At 46.3% G+C, this 15,502-nt stretch carries 12 protein-coding genes; 7 read left to right on the top strand and 5 right to left on the bottom strand.

Annotated elements, in window-relative coordinates; genetic code table 11:
• Window positions 1-122: 122 nt before the first annotated feature.
• The gene (locus H6F77_RS15000; protein WP_242022171.1) at window positions 123-1,055 is read right to left on the bottom strand and encodes a polysaccharide deacetylase family protein; all 933 of its coding nucleotides are present in this window, start codon (window positions 1,053-1,055) and stop codon (window positions 123-125) included.
• Window positions 1,056-1,510: 455 nt separating this feature from the next.
• Here H6F77_RS15000 and H6F77_RS14995 point away from each other — a divergent pair, with 455 nt between their 5' ends.
• From H6F77_RS14995 to H6F77_RS14985, 3 genes are all read left to right on the top strand, one after another.
• Window positions 1,511-2,254: a dienelactone hydrolase family protein gene (locus tag H6F77_RS14995; RefSeq protein ID WP_190489584.1), complete on the top strand. Its 744-nt coding sequence runs from the start codon at window positions 1,511-1,513 to the stop codon at window positions 2,252-2,254.
• A gap of 60 nt (window positions 2,255-2,314) precedes the next feature.
• On the top strand, window positions 2,315-3,226 hold the full coding sequence (locus tag H6F77_RS14990; protein WP_190489491.1) for a S1 RNA-binding domain-containing protein: 912 nt from the start codon (window positions 2,315-2,317) through the stop codon (window positions 3,224-3,226).
• A gap of 372 nt (window positions 3,227-3,598) precedes the next feature.
• On the top strand, window positions 3,599-3,784 hold the full coding sequence (locus H6F77_RS14985; protein WP_190489490.1) for a hypothetical protein: 186 nt from the start codon (window positions 3,599-3,601) through the stop codon (window positions 3,782-3,784).
• A 51-nt stretch (window positions 3,785-3,835) separates the two neighbouring features.
• On the opposite strand, the gene H6F77_RS14980 is transcribed toward H6F77_RS14985, so the two are convergent.
• Together H6F77_RS14980 and H6F77_RS14975 are read right to left on the bottom strand one after the other, a co-directional pair.
• On the bottom strand, window positions 3,836-4,726 hold the full coding sequence (locus H6F77_RS14980; protein ID WP_190489489.1) for a fructosamine kinase family protein: 891 nt from the start codon (window positions 4,724-4,726) through the stop codon (window positions 3,836-3,838).
• A 13-nt stretch (window positions 4,727-4,739) separates the two neighbouring features.
• Window positions 4,740-6,032: a M16 family metallopeptidase gene (locus H6F77_RS14975; RefSeq protein WP_190489488.1), complete on the bottom strand. Its 1,293-nt coding sequence runs from the start codon at window positions 6,030-6,032 to the stop codon at window positions 4,740-4,742.
• A 533-nt stretch (window positions 6,033-6,565) separates the two neighbouring features.
• Here H6F77_RS14975 and H6F77_RS14970 point away from each other — a divergent pair.
• Both H6F77_RS14970 and crtD read left to right on the top strand, forming a co-directional pair.
• Window positions 6,566-8,416, top strand: a complete 1,851-nt coding sequence (locus H6F77_RS14970) for a PAS domain-containing sensor histidine kinase (RefSeq protein WP_190489487.1) — start codon at window positions 6,566-6,568, stop codon at window positions 8,414-8,416.
• Between the two features lie 140 nt (window positions 8,417-8,556).
• Window positions 8,557-10,047, top strand: coding sequence for a C-3',4' desaturase CrtD (crtD, locus tag H6F77_RS14965; RefSeq protein ID WP_190489486.1), 1,491 nt, complete (start codon window positions 8,557-8,559; stop codon window positions 10,045-10,047).
• 39 nt (window positions 10,048-10,086) lie between these two features.
• Here crtD and H6F77_RS14960 read toward each other — a convergent pair whose 3' ends face one another.
• The gene (locus H6F77_RS14960) at window positions 10,087-12,540 is read right to left on the bottom strand and encodes a coiled-coil domain-containing protein (RefSeq protein WP_190489485.1); all 2,454 of its coding nucleotides are present in this window, start codon (window positions 12,538-12,540) and stop codon (window positions 10,087-10,089) included.
• Window positions 12,541-12,784: 244 nt separating this feature from the next.
• Here H6F77_RS14960 and H6F77_RS28435 point away from each other — a divergent pair, with 244 nt between their 5' ends.
• Window positions 12,785-12,919: a hypothetical protein gene (locus H6F77_RS28435; protein WP_255515763.1), complete on the top strand. Its 135-nt coding sequence runs from the start codon at window positions 12,785-12,787 to the stop codon at window positions 12,917-12,919.
• Between the two features lie 118 nt (window positions 12,920-13,037).
• On the opposite strand, the gene hslO is transcribed toward H6F77_RS28435, so the two are convergent.
• Window positions 13,038-13,937, bottom strand: a complete 900-nt coding sequence (gene hslO, locus H6F77_RS14955) for an Hsp33 family molecular chaperone HslO (protein WP_190489484.1) — start codon at window positions 13,935-13,937, stop codon at window positions 13,038-13,040.
• Window positions 13,938-14,679: 742 nt separating this feature from the next.
• Between hslO and H6F77_RS14950 the strand changes: the two genes are divergently transcribed.
• On the top strand, window positions 14,680-15,339 hold the full coding sequence (locus H6F77_RS14950; protein ID WP_190489483.1) for a response regulator transcription factor: 660 nt from the start codon (window positions 14,680-14,682) through the stop codon (window positions 15,337-15,339).
• Window positions 15,340-15,502: the final 163 nt, after the last annotated feature.

The raw sequence follows: 15,502 nt of genomic DNA, 5'->3' as shown, positions 1-15,502 counted from the left end.
AGAAAGGCGGTTACAAGAGTAATTCTGCTATATGCGCCAATAGCTGGGTTCTACTTTAGTTATGGCTCATTTACTGTCTTGCCATCTAGTAGGTATAACCCATCCTTACAGCATTTGGTAAGCTACTGCGATGGTAGCGTTTGCGTATCTTTATCTGCGTGTTCTTCAGGCGGCATTACTGGTTGCGATGGTGGTGCTTCTGTTTGCATCCCTAGCAGTTGCGGCACTGTAACAAATTTATAGCCTTGCTGTCTTAGTCCTTCAATTATCTGCGGCAAAGCTTGAACCGTCGTCGAGCGATCGCCTCCACCATCATGCAACAATACAACCCCGCCTGGTCGAGCGTTTTCTAACACGTTCTTGGCTAAGGTTGCTACTGGTACGCCATTACCTCGGCTATCCGCCGAATCAACCGACCACATCATCACGGCGTAACTGTTCTGTTCTGCATAAGCTGCTAATCCATTTTTCAACATACCACCGGGAGGACGGAAATATGAAGTTTTTACTCCTGTTGTCTCATATATTAGTGCTTCTGTGTCGTCAATTTCTTTCGCTGCCTCTGCTGGAGAGAATTTATGGTATTGGTGACTCCAAGTATGATTGCCAATTGCGTGGCCATCTGCAACAATTTCGCGAGCTATTTCCGGGTTATCTTTTAAGTGCTTGCCAATCAAGAAAAACGTCGCCTTCATATCGTTTTCCTTGAGGATTTCTAGTACTTTTGATGTCGTTCTTGGCCAAGGGCCATCATCAAATGTCAGGGCTATAAATTTATCTTCAGTATTCGTTTTAGCCTCGCGTATGACTTTCCCTTGAAACGCTTCGGGCACTTCAAATTTTGGTTTGAGTTGGGCGATCGCGAGCTTTAATGCTTCACCTTGCTCTTCTATGCCCGCCTCGGCTGTTAATCCATCCGAGTTAACAGCATTTTCTTTATGGGTTACGGTTGCCGACACCACCATTCCCCGGTTTGCATGGCTGATCTCTGACGTAATAATATTACTAACTAAAATCGCGCACATAGCAATCAAAGCGATAAATGCTATTCGCATACGCTTTATAAATTGCTTTTGTTTTTTTATTTTCTTTCTTCTAATTTTTCTCATTGTCCAAATCCTCAGTTCACCTTAACCACCACATTTTCTGTATTCACTTAAACTTTATCCCTGATTTGCTTAAGTTCGTGTCTCTTTATAACGCTTTAATTCTTTTGGTAATATTTTATAATTATGCTGCTTTATAAATGTTTCTACTCAAAAATACTATTTTTTACCTTTTAGGCGCTGCATTAATTAATATAACTTTCACTTACTTGACGATGGTATTTTAATATTTATCTTCTGAAGGGTTAAGGATTATGTCCGGTTAAAATAAAGATGACGGTAAAATCCAATACAGTATTGGAGTGAAGTACCTAAAAAAGTATATAAAAGAGTAATTCGATGCAGATAACGACTAGATACTAGCACCATCTGGGTCGAAAAGGTGATTATTAAGGGAAAAAGCGATTGTGGCACAGGAGATTCGTACAGAAAACGTGGTTGTAGGCAATGGCGATTTGCAAATCGCGGCTTACCTAGCTGCACCAGTGGGAGAAGGGCCTTTCCCAAGCGTTGTTGTCTTGCAGGAAATATTTGGGGTCAACGTCCACATCCGAGATGTAACGGAACGGATTGCCAAAGAAGGGTATGTAGCGATCGCGCCAGCACTCTTTCAACGCCAAGCCCCCGGTTTTGAAACAGGCTACACCCCAGAAGACATCGAAATTGGCAGAAATTACGCGATGCAAACTACGTCGGAACAGTTGTTGGGAGATATCCAAGCAACAATAGACTACCTCAAAACCCTGCATTACGCGAAACCTGTTTTTGGTTGCATTGGCTTCTGCTTCGGCGGTCATGTTGCCTACCTTGCCGCCACCCTACCCGATATTAAAGCCACAGCCTCATTCTACGGCGCTGGCGTTGCCACCCGTACTTTCGGGGGCGGCGAACCTACAGTCACGCGCACGGCAGATATAAAGGGTACGCTATACGCTTTATTTGGCACAGAAGATCAAAGCATACCCCTAGAACAGGTAGACCAAATTGAAGCCGAACTAAAGAAACATCAGGTTCCCCATCGCATTTTTCGCTATCAAGCCGAACACGGCTTCTTTTGCGACCGTCGCGCTAGCTACAATGAAACGGCGGCATCTGATGCCTGGAAGCAGGTAAAAGAGCTATTTGAGCAGCAACTGCAAGCCGCATAATTTTTCCTTACCAGCTAATTTCAGCTGGTAAGTAGTATTTTGTGAAATTAATAACTTGTCATGGATTCCAAATCGACCCGTTCTCAACAAGCCAAAGCGTCCTTTTCGATGGACGATTTTGCCAAAGCCCTCGAACAACACAACTATGAGTTTCAAAAAGGCCAGGTAGTGCGAGGGAAGGTACACAGCTATGAAAGCGATGGCGCGTATGTAGATATCGGCGGTAAGTCGCTGGCTTTTGTCCCCGTCGAAGAAGCATCATTGAGACGGGTAACGGATTTAGCTTCTATAATGCCGTTGCAGGAAGAACGAGAGTTCCTAATAATTCGGGAGCAAAATGAAGATGGTCAGGTGACAGTTTCTCTAAAGCAGTTGGAAGTAAAGCACGCTTGGGATAATCTAAACGAGAGAAAAGAAGCGGGCCAAAACGTGCAAGTGCGGGTGACTGGGGTGAATAAGGGAGGTGTTACGGTCGATGTAGAGGGGATGCGCGGATTTATACCGCGATCGCATCTATCCGAGCGTGAAAACATCGAATCCCTCATCGGTCAAAACCTGATGGCAGGCTTTTTGGAACTCGACCAAGAGCGCGGTAAATTGGTGCTTTCCCAGCGGATGGCAAGCCGTTCTGCTGCGATTAGCCAGTTGGAGTTAGCGCAGCTAGTCGAGGGCAAAATTACTGGTATGAAACCCTTCGGCGTGTTTGTGGATTTAGAGGGAATTACGGGTTTGCTTCACGTTAAACAAGTAAGCCAAACATACATCGCAGATCTGCAAAAACTGTTTCAAGTTGGGCAGATTATTAAGGCGATGGTTATTAACGTTGATGAAGGCCAAGGACGCATTTCTCTTTCTACCAGAGTTCTGGAAAACTTCCCCGGTGAAATGGTAGAGAAGATGGACGAAGTGATGTCGTCAGCAGATGCGCGTGCTGAAAGAGCGCGGAAAAAACTGTTAGGTCAGGAAGGTTAAAAAGAGAGCGATCGCGTTTTTTCTAAAAGGGCGCGATCGCTTCAAATTAGCAACAGCTTTTATAAAAAAAATTCTGTAATTTCAGTTTATTTATAACAACTATCGCCCTCCTACGTGAATAGGGCGATGCGGAGCTACAACTTCCGTTACTTTCTCTGCACTTGCGGCGGTTCAACTCCCTAAAAGCGATCGCCCAATCTACCTGCTTCTAGCGCTACTCGCATCCCCCATCTGACGATACTTCAGGAAAGCTTATCTAAGCTACAAGTAATTCAAACCTGTGTAATTGTGCCATTCCAGGTTTCTGGGTTCATACTCATAAATAACAACTTTTATAATTTATTAAAAAATTTCTCATCTGGAGGCCATAATATGAGCTTGTTCGATTGCCTGTTGATAACCCTATTCAACGCTGTCATCTGCATCACTCTACCCAAGACGATATCGCTGTTTCTAGCCGCCAAAGCCAAAGCTGCGGCTAAGCTTAGTGAAAGCAGCACAGCAACATCCAATCCTGAACTTGCCCCCCAACATATCGGCGAACCCGCCAGCATTTGATACGCAAGAAACTTCCTGCGCTACAGATTCAGGATTTTTCCCAAAAGTCTTTTATCCTAAAATCTGCTGAATCATCCGATTTGCTTGCGAAGCGTAGCCGCCGCCGAACAAATTGAAGTGATTGAGAATGTGATAGAGGTTATAAAGCGTTTTTCGTCGTTCGTAGCCTGAATCTAACGGGAAGACATTGTTATATCCGCTATAAAACGCTGGCGGGAAACCGCCAAAGAGTTCAGTCATGGCGATATCGACCTCGCGATCGCCATAATGCGCCGCCGGATCGAAGATCGTTGGTTCCCCCCTTGTCGTAAAACCTGCATTTCCCCCCCACAAATCGCCGTGAACGAGGGATGGTAGAGGGTGATAATCCGCCAATAGTTCGGGAATCGCCGCCAATAACCGTTCCTTAGCGGGAAAATTTCCGCCGCGACGCAGCGCCAGTTGGAATTGATAACCCAGTCGGTGTTTTGCCCAAAACTCCGCCCACTCTTCAGTCCAAGTGTTGATTTGCGGCGTAGAACCAATCGTGTTGTTCCTATCCCAGCCAAATACCGCCTTAGTTCCCCCCTTTAAAAAAGGGGGGTTAGGGGTAGATTTATGCATCGCTGCTAACTTCCGCCCCAGTTCCTCCCAAGATTTAGTATCACCACGCCCTAACTCAAGCCATTCCAAAACCACATAGGCAGAACTTGACGCCCTACCCCAGCAAATAGGTTGTGGGACGCGGATGGTTTTAGTTTCCAGCATTTGCTGCAACCCCAACGCCTCAGCTTCAAACATCTCAACCATAGAAGCTTGGTTGACTTTGACGAAGTAGGCGCAGTCACCGCTAGCGACTTTATAGCCTTGATTGATACAGCCGCCACTCACCGACTGGCGTTGTTCGCTGTGAAACTTCTTCCCAGTCATCTGGGTAATATGAGCATCAATTTCTGTCCACATGGGATAAAAAACTCTACGCTTGGCCTGGTTTGACAACAACAACACCGTAAGCATCGGGGGATAGATACTTTTGGGCAGCGGTCTGGAGATCCACCGCATTTAGCGCTTGAATCTGGCTTGGATAGTTCAGTGCTGGGGCTAAATCGCCCATCATCGACTGATAGTAGCCGTACAAATTGGCGCGATCGCTTGGTGTCTCGTTCCCAAAAATAAACCGATTCGCCACTAATGTCCGCACGCGAGCAATATCTGCTTCCGCCACAGGTTCGGTCTGGAAAGCGCGGATGTGTTGTGCGATCGCAGCTTCTACTTCTTCCACATTCTCTGCTGGCAACTGCGCCCCAATATAAAATAACCCCTGAAGCTGCTGTGTCATATTGCTAGCCCCAATATGCGTAACCAGATGCCTGTTTTCGCGCAAATCGCGAAATAGCCGCGACAGCCGCCCATTGCCCAAAATCACAGCTAACACGTCCAGCGCGTAAGTCTGTTCTACCTGTTTCATTCCAGGCACTCGCCAACACATCATCAGCCGCGCTTGCTGTAAGCTTGGGTCAACGTACTCCCGCCGCACAATTTCTCTAAATGCAGGTTCAGGTCGATCCTCTTGTAACCTTTCTTGAGTAACGGGGGGTTCTGCGGCTCTATGCTGACGGGTAAATGCATCTGCAACAATGCCAATTAATTCATCAACTGGCAAATTCCCCACTGCTACCGCTGTTATCGATTTTGGTTGATATCTGCTGGCGTGGAAATCGCGCATTTGTTGCGGCTTTAGCCCCTCAATCACCGATGCTGGGCCAAGTACTGGGCGACGGTAGGGCAGCTTTTCAAACGCTACCTCCATCGACCGCTGAAAAGTGCGGCGGCGGGGATTATCGTCGGCGCGGCGAATTTCTTCTAAAACTACCAACCGCTCCCGTTCAAATGCCTCATCTGGAATGCTGGGATTGAACACCACATCTAGTTGCAGCGGTGCAAGATGGGCAAAATCTTTAGGTGCAGTGGTGATGTAGTATTGCGTGTAGTCTTGGCTGGTGGCGGCATTTGTTACCGCGCCCCGCTCCTCAATCGCACGCTCAAACTCTCCACTTTGCAGCTTCGCTGTCCCCTTAAAGACCATGTGTTCTAGAAAGTGAGCCATACCGTTGATGTCGTCTGGCTCAATAGCTGAACCAACGTTAGCCCACACGCTGAGGTTCACGGCTTCAACGGGCATTTGCTCTGCGACAATCGTTAGACCGTTGGGTAACTTGTGGAGTGTGGGGGCGTTGAGTGGAGGCGATTTTAAGAGGGTTGAAGTCATGAGGTGTTTACGGAACAGCTATTTCTCCTCTTATCTTACCCAGTCTGAACTCAAGTCCCAGTCGGCTAGGCGGGAGAGATCGCGTGCTTTAGTTGCTGCGAGGCTATGCTGCGATCGCTCATTTTTTATTTTGCTTGTCCCCAATGTTCCCTTGTGAATCTTATTTTGTATTAAAGCTAAATTATGTAATTGACTGCTACTTAGCCAAAGTTTTGCTTTTTTACAATCTACATAGCGATCGCAAATTTTATAACTATAGGTTTACTCGCGCCTGTAAATAATTAATCAACTTTAACCGATATTAAAATAACCAGCAGTCATTTTTAATTAAATATTTCTTTTTATACAGAGTTTTTTTGTATTAAAACATCTCTATATTGCAATTTTTTATAAAAAATATTTACAAGTCTTAACTCAAACCTTATTTTTAAGTAAAAACAGATATTTTAATTGCTTATCTACCTAAAGACAGATACTCTAGCCAGCCATGTAGATAAGACTAGACTTTACCAGAATAGGAGTGAGTTTTACTCATGCTGAGTGTACTTTCTTTAAGTACAAATACTTTAATAGCCGCTTGTTATTATCCAATTGCTTTCTTAATCTTTAGAGGTCTCTTACAAAGACAGCATCTAACTGGCAATCCTCTATTACTCGCAACCCTAGCAGTTTTCTTCATCTGTGCCCTTAGACATTCAGCGCACATCGTAATAATAGCTTTTGGCGGACACGATAGCTCCTCAATATTGGCAATTCATGTAGCAATTGACCTAGCGATCGCTCTAGCAGGTGGAATCTTACTGGCGCTGTGGCGTTACTACTCGCTAATCGTAGAAGGCCCGCTTTTACTTGCCGATACGCAAGACAAATTAGCTCAGGCAAATTTCGAGTTGGCAAAGGTAAAAACAAATCTGGAAGCGATGGTGCAAGAACGCACAAATGAATTATTACAGACAAATAAAAAATTAGAAACTGAAATTAAGGAACGCAAACAAGCCGAAGAAGAAACGCGCCGCACCCAACAATTCCTTAACTCGGTAGTGGAAAATCTGCCAGTAAGCATTTTCATAAAAGAAGCGGCGGAACTGCGATTTGTGTTCTGGAACAAAGCCAGCGAAGAGCTGACTGGCTATACCCCAGAAGAGGTACTGGGGATGAACGATTATAACTTTTTTCCCCCAGAACAGGCTAATTTCTTCACAAGCCGCGATCGCGAAGTGTTAGAAAATAAAAAACTTCTAGAAATTGCCGAAGAACCAATACAGACCAAGCATAGAGGCGCAAAAATACTACACACTAAAAAAATCCCGATTCTCGACGAATCAGGAAGACCGCGCTATATATTAGGCATTTCAGAAGACATTACCCAACGCAAGCAAGTTATGGAGGCTTTGCGTAAATCGGAAGCTGAAGGGACGAGATTAATCGCGTCTCTGCGAGAACAAGCAACCGAGCTGAATAAAGCAATGCAAAAACTACAAAATACTCAATCTCAGCTTGTTCAAAGCGAAAAAATGTCTAGCTTGGGGCAATTGGTTGCTGGCGTTGCTCACGAAATTAATAACCCAGTCAGCTTCATTTACGGGAATGTAGCTCATGCGGATCAATACACCCAAGAACTGCTTAATTTATTACATTTATACCAGCAATACTATCCCCTGCCAGTACCTGAAATTCAAGCAGAAATAGAGTCTATAGACCTCGATTTCTTAGAGCAAGATCTAGCTAAAATATTATCTTCGATGAAGGTAGGCGTAGACCGCATTCGTCAGATTGTTCTTAGTTTGCGTAACTTCTCGCGCCTTGATGAAGCAGAAATGAAACCAGTCGATATTCACGACGGTTTAGATAGCACGTTGCTAATTTTGCAAAATCGACTGGAAGCAAAGGCGGGAAGAAAGGGAATTGAGTTGAGTAAAGAATACGGCAACTTACCCAAAGTCGAGTGTTACCCTGGACAGCTAAACCAGGTGTTTATGAATATACTTGCTAATGCAATTGATGCTGTGGAAGACTACACCTATCAGCAGTTAGCAATCAGTACTATAGAGAATTTGCATATAAATTCTCGCCAGCCAGGTCAACAACATCCAACACCTTCTATTAAGATTCGTACCGAAGTTTTATCAACCCGTAAAGGCTCTTACGCAGTTATTCGGATTAGGGATAATGGCACAGGTATTCCCGCAGAGGTGAAAGCGCGGCTGTTTGACCCCTTCTTTACTACCAAACCTGTTGGTAAAGGGACGGGTTTGGGGTTATCTATCAGCTATCAAATCGTGGTCGAGAAACACAAAGGACAATTGAAGTGTTACTCAGAACCAGGGGAAGGAACGGAGTTCTGGATTCAAATTCCCATTTCTCATAATCTAGCTTTACAGTAAACCCCCCCAGAATTCGTTAGTTAACCAATTCATCAAGGCTGGAAGGGTAGATAATTTTATGCCAAAAATAGTGGGCAGGGGCGGGCGTTTATTGTAAAGTAATATTAAGTTTATTAAAAAAGAACCTTGCGTCTCCTTTCATGCCAAGCAATCATGTAGTCGTCATCGGTGCTGGGATTGGTGGACTGACGGCGGGGGCACTTCTCGCTCGTCGCGGCTACCGGGTGTTAGTCTTGGATCAAGCTCTCGTACCTGGGGGATGCGCCTCCACTTTCAAACGCAAGGGATTTACTTTTGATGTGGGCGCTACTCAGGTTGCAGGATTAGAACCGGGCGGGATTCACAAGCGGATTTTTGATGAGCTAGAGATTGAAGTACCAGGCGCGATACCTTGCGATCCTGCTTGTGCTGTATATCTCCCTGGTGAAACAGAACCAATAAACGTCTGGCGCGATCGCGAGAAGTGGAAGGCGGAACGTCAGCGACAGTTTCCTGGTAGCGAACCTTTTTGGGACTTATTTGCTACTTTATTTAAGGCAAGCTGGGAGTTTCAATCTCGCGATCCAGTACTACCGCCGCGCAATTGGTGGGATTTGTGGCAATTAACTAAGGCTGTTCGTCCTAGTACTACAATTACTTTGCCCTACACTTTTTTAACGGTGGGCGATGCATTGCGCGGGTACGGACTGGATGGCGATCGCCGTCTGAGAACGTTTCTCGATTTGCAACTAAAGCTTTATTCTCAGGTGGATGCGGAGGAAACAGCCCTTCTGTATGCGGCGACGGCTTTGAGCGTATCCCAAGAACCGCAAGGATTATATCACTTGCAGGGTAGTATGCAAGTATTGAGCGATCGCCTAGTCGAAGCTTTAGAACGATATGGCGGTAAGCTTTTGATGCGCCACACGGTCGAACATATTGAAGTAGAAAACGGCAAAGCTAGCAGCGTCCGCATCCGCAACCAGAAAACTGACGAAGTTTGGACTGAATCAGCGGATCATGTTGTGGCGAACGTAACAGTGCAAAACTTGGTGCAACTGTTAGGGGAAAAAGCACCCAAAGGTTATAAACATCGGGTAGAAAAATTGCGATCGCCGTCTGGTGCGTTTGTAGTGTATTTGGGAGTTGACCAAAGTGCAATTCCCCCAGAGTGTCCGCCTCACTTGCAGTTTCTCTACGACTACGATGGCCCAATTGGGGAAAATAACTCGCTATTTGTCTCAGTTAGCCATCCTGGTGATGGTCGCGCACCGGAGGGTAAAGGGACGATTATTGCTTCTTCGTTTGTCGATCCTAGACCTTGGTGGCAAGGCGATCGTTACGACGAACTTAAGCGCAAGTATGCAGAAGAAGCGATCGCGCGTCTGGGGCAATATTTCCACCTGACACCAGAAACCATCATCCACACAGAAGCCGCGACACCCCGGACATTTGCACGTTACACAGCACGCGAACAAGGGTTTGTCGGCGGTATCGGTCAAAGAGTGCCAACTTTTGGCCCCTTTGGTTTCGCCAATCGGACACCAGTAAATCGCCTGTGGTTGGTGGGAGATTCAACGCATCCAGGGGAAGGTACGGCGGGTGTCAGCTACTCAGCTTTGACTGTAGTGCGACAAATTGAGAATTTCTGAATTTAGGGCATAGGGTGGGTAGCGCCCACCCTTTTGCCTTTAGTTAGCGGGCGTTGTAGCAGCCTCCCCAGCAGACTGGGGTGCGAGAGACTGTTGCCATAGTTCGATTTGGCGTTGAGCGGTTTCGTAGGCATCGGTGCCAGAGGGGACAATATTAGCAATAGCGATCGCGGTGTTGAGATCGCTAGCCGATCGATCTTGTGCGATTGTTAATATTTGATAACTCCAGCGAGCGATCGCGTCTTTAGCGTTCTTGCCAGCTGAGCTAGAACTAGGAACTTGGCGAGCCTTGCGAATAGCTGATAGCAAGGCTTCTGGCGTGCCTGAGTTTGCCAACTGGGTCGCCGACTGTAGCTGATCGATAGCCTGTAGATCCCTCTGCCAGCCTCTAATTTTTGTCCGAGCCTCCTTGTAGAGCGACCGTCCCTCTTTAATCTGTTCGGCTGCGCTCACTGCGCCGCTGAGGTTGCCGGAATTTGCCAGCGCCTGTGCTTGGTCGAGGTAAGGCTGGTCTTCTTGGCGCTGGATTAGCCCAGCCCACTGGCGGATCTTGTTTTGCGCCGCACCGTAGAGGGCGCGTCCCTGTTGAATTTGTTGGGCTGTGGCTATAGCGTTAGCAAGGTTGCCGGAATTTGCTAGTTGATCGGCTTGGTCGAGGTAAGGTTGGTCTTCTTGGCGCTGAATTTCCACGCTCAACTGGCGGATCTTGTTTTGCGCCGCACCGTAGAGGGCGCGTCCCTGTTGAATCTGTTGCAGTGTAGCTATAGCGCCGCTAAGGTTGCCCGCATTCGCCAGTTGATCCGCTTGGTCGAGGTAAGGTTGGTCTTCTTGACGCTGGATTTGGACAATCCACTGCCTAATCTTATTTTGAGCCTCGCCGTAGAGGGCGCGTCCCGGTCTAATCTGTTGGGCGGTTTCAATAGCACCTCTAAGATTGCCAGAAGTGGCTATTTGTTCGGCTTGGTCGATGAAGGGCTGGTCTTGGAGTCGCTGAATTTTGCCATTCCAACCAGCGATTTTGCTTTGCGCTTGTTGGTACAGGACGCGACCGTTGCCGATTTGACCTGCTTGTAAAATTGCTTCTTGCAAGGAGGCAACATCGCCCGCAGTGGCTAGCTGTTCGGCACGTTCCAGATAGGGACGATCTTGCAGCGTCTCTATTTGGGTAGCCCAGCGCTTCATTTCTGTTTTTGCTTCGTTAATGCGCGGATTGTTAGAGGGAACTTGTTGTGCTTCTGCGATCGCTGCCATTAAGTCATTTATGGCTCCGCCTTTTGCCAAGTTCCTTGCCCTTTCTAGATGCGCTACGTCTTCAATTTCTCTCTGCCAACGGGTAATTATTTCCTGCGCTTTATCGCGCATGGGGCTTCCCGGTTCTATTTTTTGGGCAATAGTAATCGCTTCTTCCAGGCTGGCAATATTTCCACCCTCTGCCTTGGATTGAGCTTGGGCGAGGAACGTCAAGCCTTGAGCTTGTTGTTGTAAATTTAGGCTGGGGGGCATTTTATTGGCGATCGCGATCGTCCCTTGCCAGTCTTTTTTGTCTAGCCGATCTTGCGCCATTTCTAGCAGCTTGTTGCCACACTTAACGAGGAGATCTTTGGCTTCTTTGTAGGCATAACTGCTGGGCTTAATTTGCTCGGCGAGTTTGACAGCCTGTAACAGCTCGTTTGCGTCTCCATATTTAAGCAAATTGTAGGCTTTGTCGAGCTTGGCGCTTTCTTCGCGGGCAAGTTGAATATTAGCAACCAATTGTTCGTACTTGGTGGTTGCCCAGTATCTATTGCCTATGTTCGTCAGGCGTACTGCTTGAGCAAAAGCTAGATGCCAGCGTGACTGACGCAGTTCGCTTTCTGCTTTTTGATAAATTTTTTCTGCATTCGACCATATTGCCTGCCAGCGCTGAACGCGATTTTCTACCAACTTGTAGGCAGGAGCTGTTTCAGGAATTTTGCGGGCAGTGGCGATCGCTTGTTTTATTTTCCCACTATCAAAATCTTCTTCCGCTAAACTGAGGAGATCCAGCGACCATTGTTCAATACTGCGGTTAATTTCTGGACGCAATCCGTGGTCGGCTGGGAGACTGTTGACTAGGGCGATCGCTTCGACCAAGTTATCTGCTGTCTGCTTGTTTGCCGCCACTTGAGCGCAGTACAGGCGCAAGCTAGCAGAAGCCATTGGCCAGAAAGTTGATGGACAGTTTGGTATTGCAGGTAGCTTCAGCAATAGCGCGATCGCCATGTATCCCACTCCGCCAGAAGCGATCGCCCCCATCGTCCACCAAAACGCCCAACTCCGCAGGAATCCCAGGCGGCGGCGCTTCTCTATTGGGGTTTCTACTTCTGGATTAGGGGGTTCTTCTTTTGTTGTTTTCCGGGCAGACTTTTTCTTAGGGCGCTTAGGATCGGCCCCTTTTTTGTCCGATGTCCACCCAGCTGGATCTTCAGACCCTGCTGTAGGCCAACGGTCTGGTATTTCGCTATCTCTAGTCATTTCTCACACCACGGGCTTGTGCATCGGACGCCTGTTTTAGGGTACAGGCCGAGGCAATTGTTGCCATCGTACTCCCCTAAGCGATAAAAATCCACATCTTTCAAGTCTATTTCGCCATACAACATATTCGCCGCTCCACCCGGAGGATATCCCCCGTCGCTGTTTGCTATGGACGTATTTATTATTTATCAATTTTTATTTTTTAGCTAATTAATTATTTAGATAAAATTCAACACCACTTGTTGTGCCTAAAAATGGAAAATCGGAAATGGGCTACAAACCCATTCCCTATTCCCGAACTCTAAGAAGTGGTGTTTATTTGTCCCCATCTAATGAATATGCCGTCCGGTTGATTGCTGCGTTTACAGTCTATGGTTAGTTATTCATTTTTTTGATGCCAGCATCTTTTTTAGCCATAATATCAGCAAGCAACCGGATGTGGATATAACCAAAGATGTGTAAATAAACGCGATCGCTACCTAAAATCCCCAAATGTTTTAAACCGACTCGGTTCGCAAATCGGAAATTAACTGCGCTAATTCATCACTACTTGCTTTGTAAACTTCTCCACAAAAGTGGCAAGTTGCTTCGGCTCCATCATCTTTTTCTATCATGTCTTGTAGTTCTGCTTCACCCAACATTTTTAAAGCTCCCAAGACGCGATCGAAGGAACAACCACAATGAAAGCGTAGCATCTGGATTTCTGGTAAAATTACCAAACCCATGTCTCCGAGTAGCTGTTCAAAAATCTCCGGTAATGTCTTGCCTGCCTGTAATAATGGCGTGAATCCTGACAGCGCCTCGACTCGCGATTCCAAAGTTTCAACTAGGCTCTCGTCTCTTGCAGCTTTAGGCAAAACTTGCACAAGTATTCCACCAGATGCAGTAACGCCCTCTGCTCCAACAAACACACCCACCATCAAAACTGAAGGTGTTTGTTCTGAATTCACCAGGTAGTGAGCCACATCATCGCCAATTTCACCCGAAACCAGTTCTACTGTACTGGAATAGGGATAACCATATCCCACATCCCTGACAACGTAGAGGTAGCCATCTCTACCTACAGCACCACCAACGTCGAGTTTGCCTTTAGCATTGGGTGGCAGTTCAATATCTGGGTTTTCTACATAGCCACGAACTGTTCCATCTAATCCGGCGTCTACGAGTATTCCACCCAAGGGGCCATCACCTTTGACTCGGATGTTGACTCTTGACCCTTCTCTCTTCATGCTAGAAACGAGCAACAAAGCTGAAGACATTGTGCGGCCTAGTGCTGCTGTGGCGACGTAGGAAAGCTTGTGCCGCCGTTTGGCTTCTTCTGTGAGGCGCGTTGTGATGACACCGACGGCGCGAATTCCGCCCTCTGCTGCTGTAGCGCGAATTAACTGATCCGCCATGATTAAATCCTTACATTTCTTAATATACCCACCTTATATTCTAGATTTTCTGCCCTAGCGATCGCTAATGTTGATGTCCGAACTTGAAGGTAAATTATAAAAGGCTCGGATGGCTTGACTGCTGACACAATGACTCCAAAACCCCTGCACGCAACTTGTAGTTAGTTAACTATTTGATGGCAAGGCTTATCAAAATAAGCAGAAAAATGCTTACCTTTCTTATGCCTGTAAGCAGCTTTCCCATGATATCGCCGGATCTCCCCGATGATTCCACCACAACGCTTCAGCTTGTTTCAAAAGTTAATAAAACCGCCAATTGTTGTATTAATTTTTCCCACTGGTGATAGCAGCTCTATTATGTGAATTCTTTATGAGGTGGCATAGGTGTATTAAAACAGATTCGTGCATACCAGCCTGCACTAGCTGGAAAACTTATTTAACTCGCTATATTTAATAGCGCAAGGGGCAATCTTATCGAATATCATAGGTGCGAGGGACGCCATATGATAAAATAAGATACTGCAAAATAATTTATTATAAGTTATTCAGTTAAACGCAACTTAAAACATATATGCTGGTTATCTGTACTAACTTGGACGGGATATTCCCAAATAACTGCAACATCTGGTAAGTAAGATGGCGAATCTGGTGTGTTGACGCTTAAAAGCAGGCACACTATTAATAGAGGAGGCACTTACCAGATGCGATCGTCAATCACAAAGCAAGCGATCGCGGGTTGTCTATGAAGAAGATTTTGATTGTTGATGATGAGCAAGACTGCCGAACAATCTTGACATGCTATTTAGAAAACGCAGGATACCTAGTTCAAGAGGTGACATCTGGCGTCGATGCACTCAAACTATTTGAACAAGAACCACCCGATCTAGTAGTTTCGGATGTGGTAATGCCAGAGATGGACGGGTTTGAGTTTTGTCGTCGCCTGCGAGCAACTCGTTCCGGGCAGTTGGTGCCGTTTATCTTTTTATCGGGTCAAGGTGAGCTAGAGTCTAGGATTGAAGGGCATTCTATTGGAGCGGATGATTATTTGATTAAACCGTTTCAACCACAGGAATTGCTGGCAAAAATTAAGGCACAGCTGGAGCGCTCTTATCGGACGCATTCAGAGATTATCCGGTTGCTACAGCAGTCGGCTATCCCATCGCGTGTAGCGCCTGTTTCGCCAAAACCCATTCCCTTACCTTTAACAGCAGCAGAAGAAAGAGTTTTTTGGGAAGTGATTCAGGGGTATACAAACAAACAAATAAGCGATCGCCTCTTTATTAGTCCGCGCACGGTTCAGGCTCATCTTAGCAGTATCTTTACCAAGCTAAACGTAGCAAATCGCTCTCAACTCGTTCGTTTTGCCCTAGAACGAGGATATCGCCCGATGACCCAAACTTAGTGCATTAAGTAGGTGAAGCTCAATTTTATTTCTCTAGAAGTGATGAGCAAAATTTCCTGATTGGTCACGTTCCCCGCTTGATTTTCAATATCTCCTAGACAAACGCCATAACCTGTTCGGGTTTAATGTGTCTGTAGGTACTGGCTAAAAGTCATGAAGCGCA

The sequence above is a fragment of the Microcoleus sp. FACHB-831 genome, from assembly GCF_014695585.1.
GTDB lineage: Bacteria > Cyanobacteriota > Cyanobacteriia > Cyanobacteriales > FACHB-T130 > FACHB-831.
Note: the sequence above shows the minus strand (reverse complement) of the source record. Positions and strands in the feature narration are given on the sequence as shown.

Bases quoted from the DNA above. Each gene is read 5' to 3' on its own strand.
- H6F77_RS15000 (WP_242022171.1), bottom strand. From the start codon at position 1,055: ATGCGAATAGCATTTATCGCTTTGATTGCTATGTGCGCGATTTTAGTT.
- H6F77_RS14990 (WP_190489491.1), top strand. From the start codon at position 2,315: ATGGATTCCAAATCGACCCGTTCTCAACAAGCCAAAGCGTCCTTTTCG.
- H6F77_RS14985 (WP_190489490.1), top strand. From the start codon at position 3,599: ATGAGCTTGTTCGATTGCCTGTTGATAACCCTATTCAACGCTGTCATC.
- H6F77_RS14980 (WP_190489489.1), bottom strand. From the start codon at position 4,726: ATGTGGACAGAAATTGATGCTCATATTACCCAGATGACTGGGAAGAAG.
- H6F77_RS14975 (WP_190489488.1), bottom strand. From the start codon at position 6,032: ATGACTTCAACCCTCTTAAAATCGCCTCCACTCAACGCCCCCACACTC.
- H6F77_RS14970 (WP_190489487.1), top strand. From the start codon at position 6,566: ATGCTGAGTGTACTTTCTTTAAGTACAAATACTTTAATAGCCGCTTGT.
- crtD (WP_190489486.1), top strand. From the start codon at position 8,557: ATGCCAAGCAATCATGTAGTCGTCATCGGTGCTGGGATTGGTGGACTG.
- H6F77_RS14960 (WP_190489485.1), bottom strand. From the start codon at position 12,540: ATGACTAGAGATAGCGAAATACCAGACCGTTGGCCTACAGCAGGGTCT.
- hslO (WP_190489484.1), bottom strand. From the start codon at position 13,937: ATGGCGGATCAGTTAATTCGCGCTACAGCAGCAGAGGGCGGAATTCGC.
- H6F77_RS14950 (WP_190489483.1), top strand. From the start codon at position 14,680: ATGAAGAAGATTTTGATTGTTGATGATGAGCAAGACTGCCGAACAATC.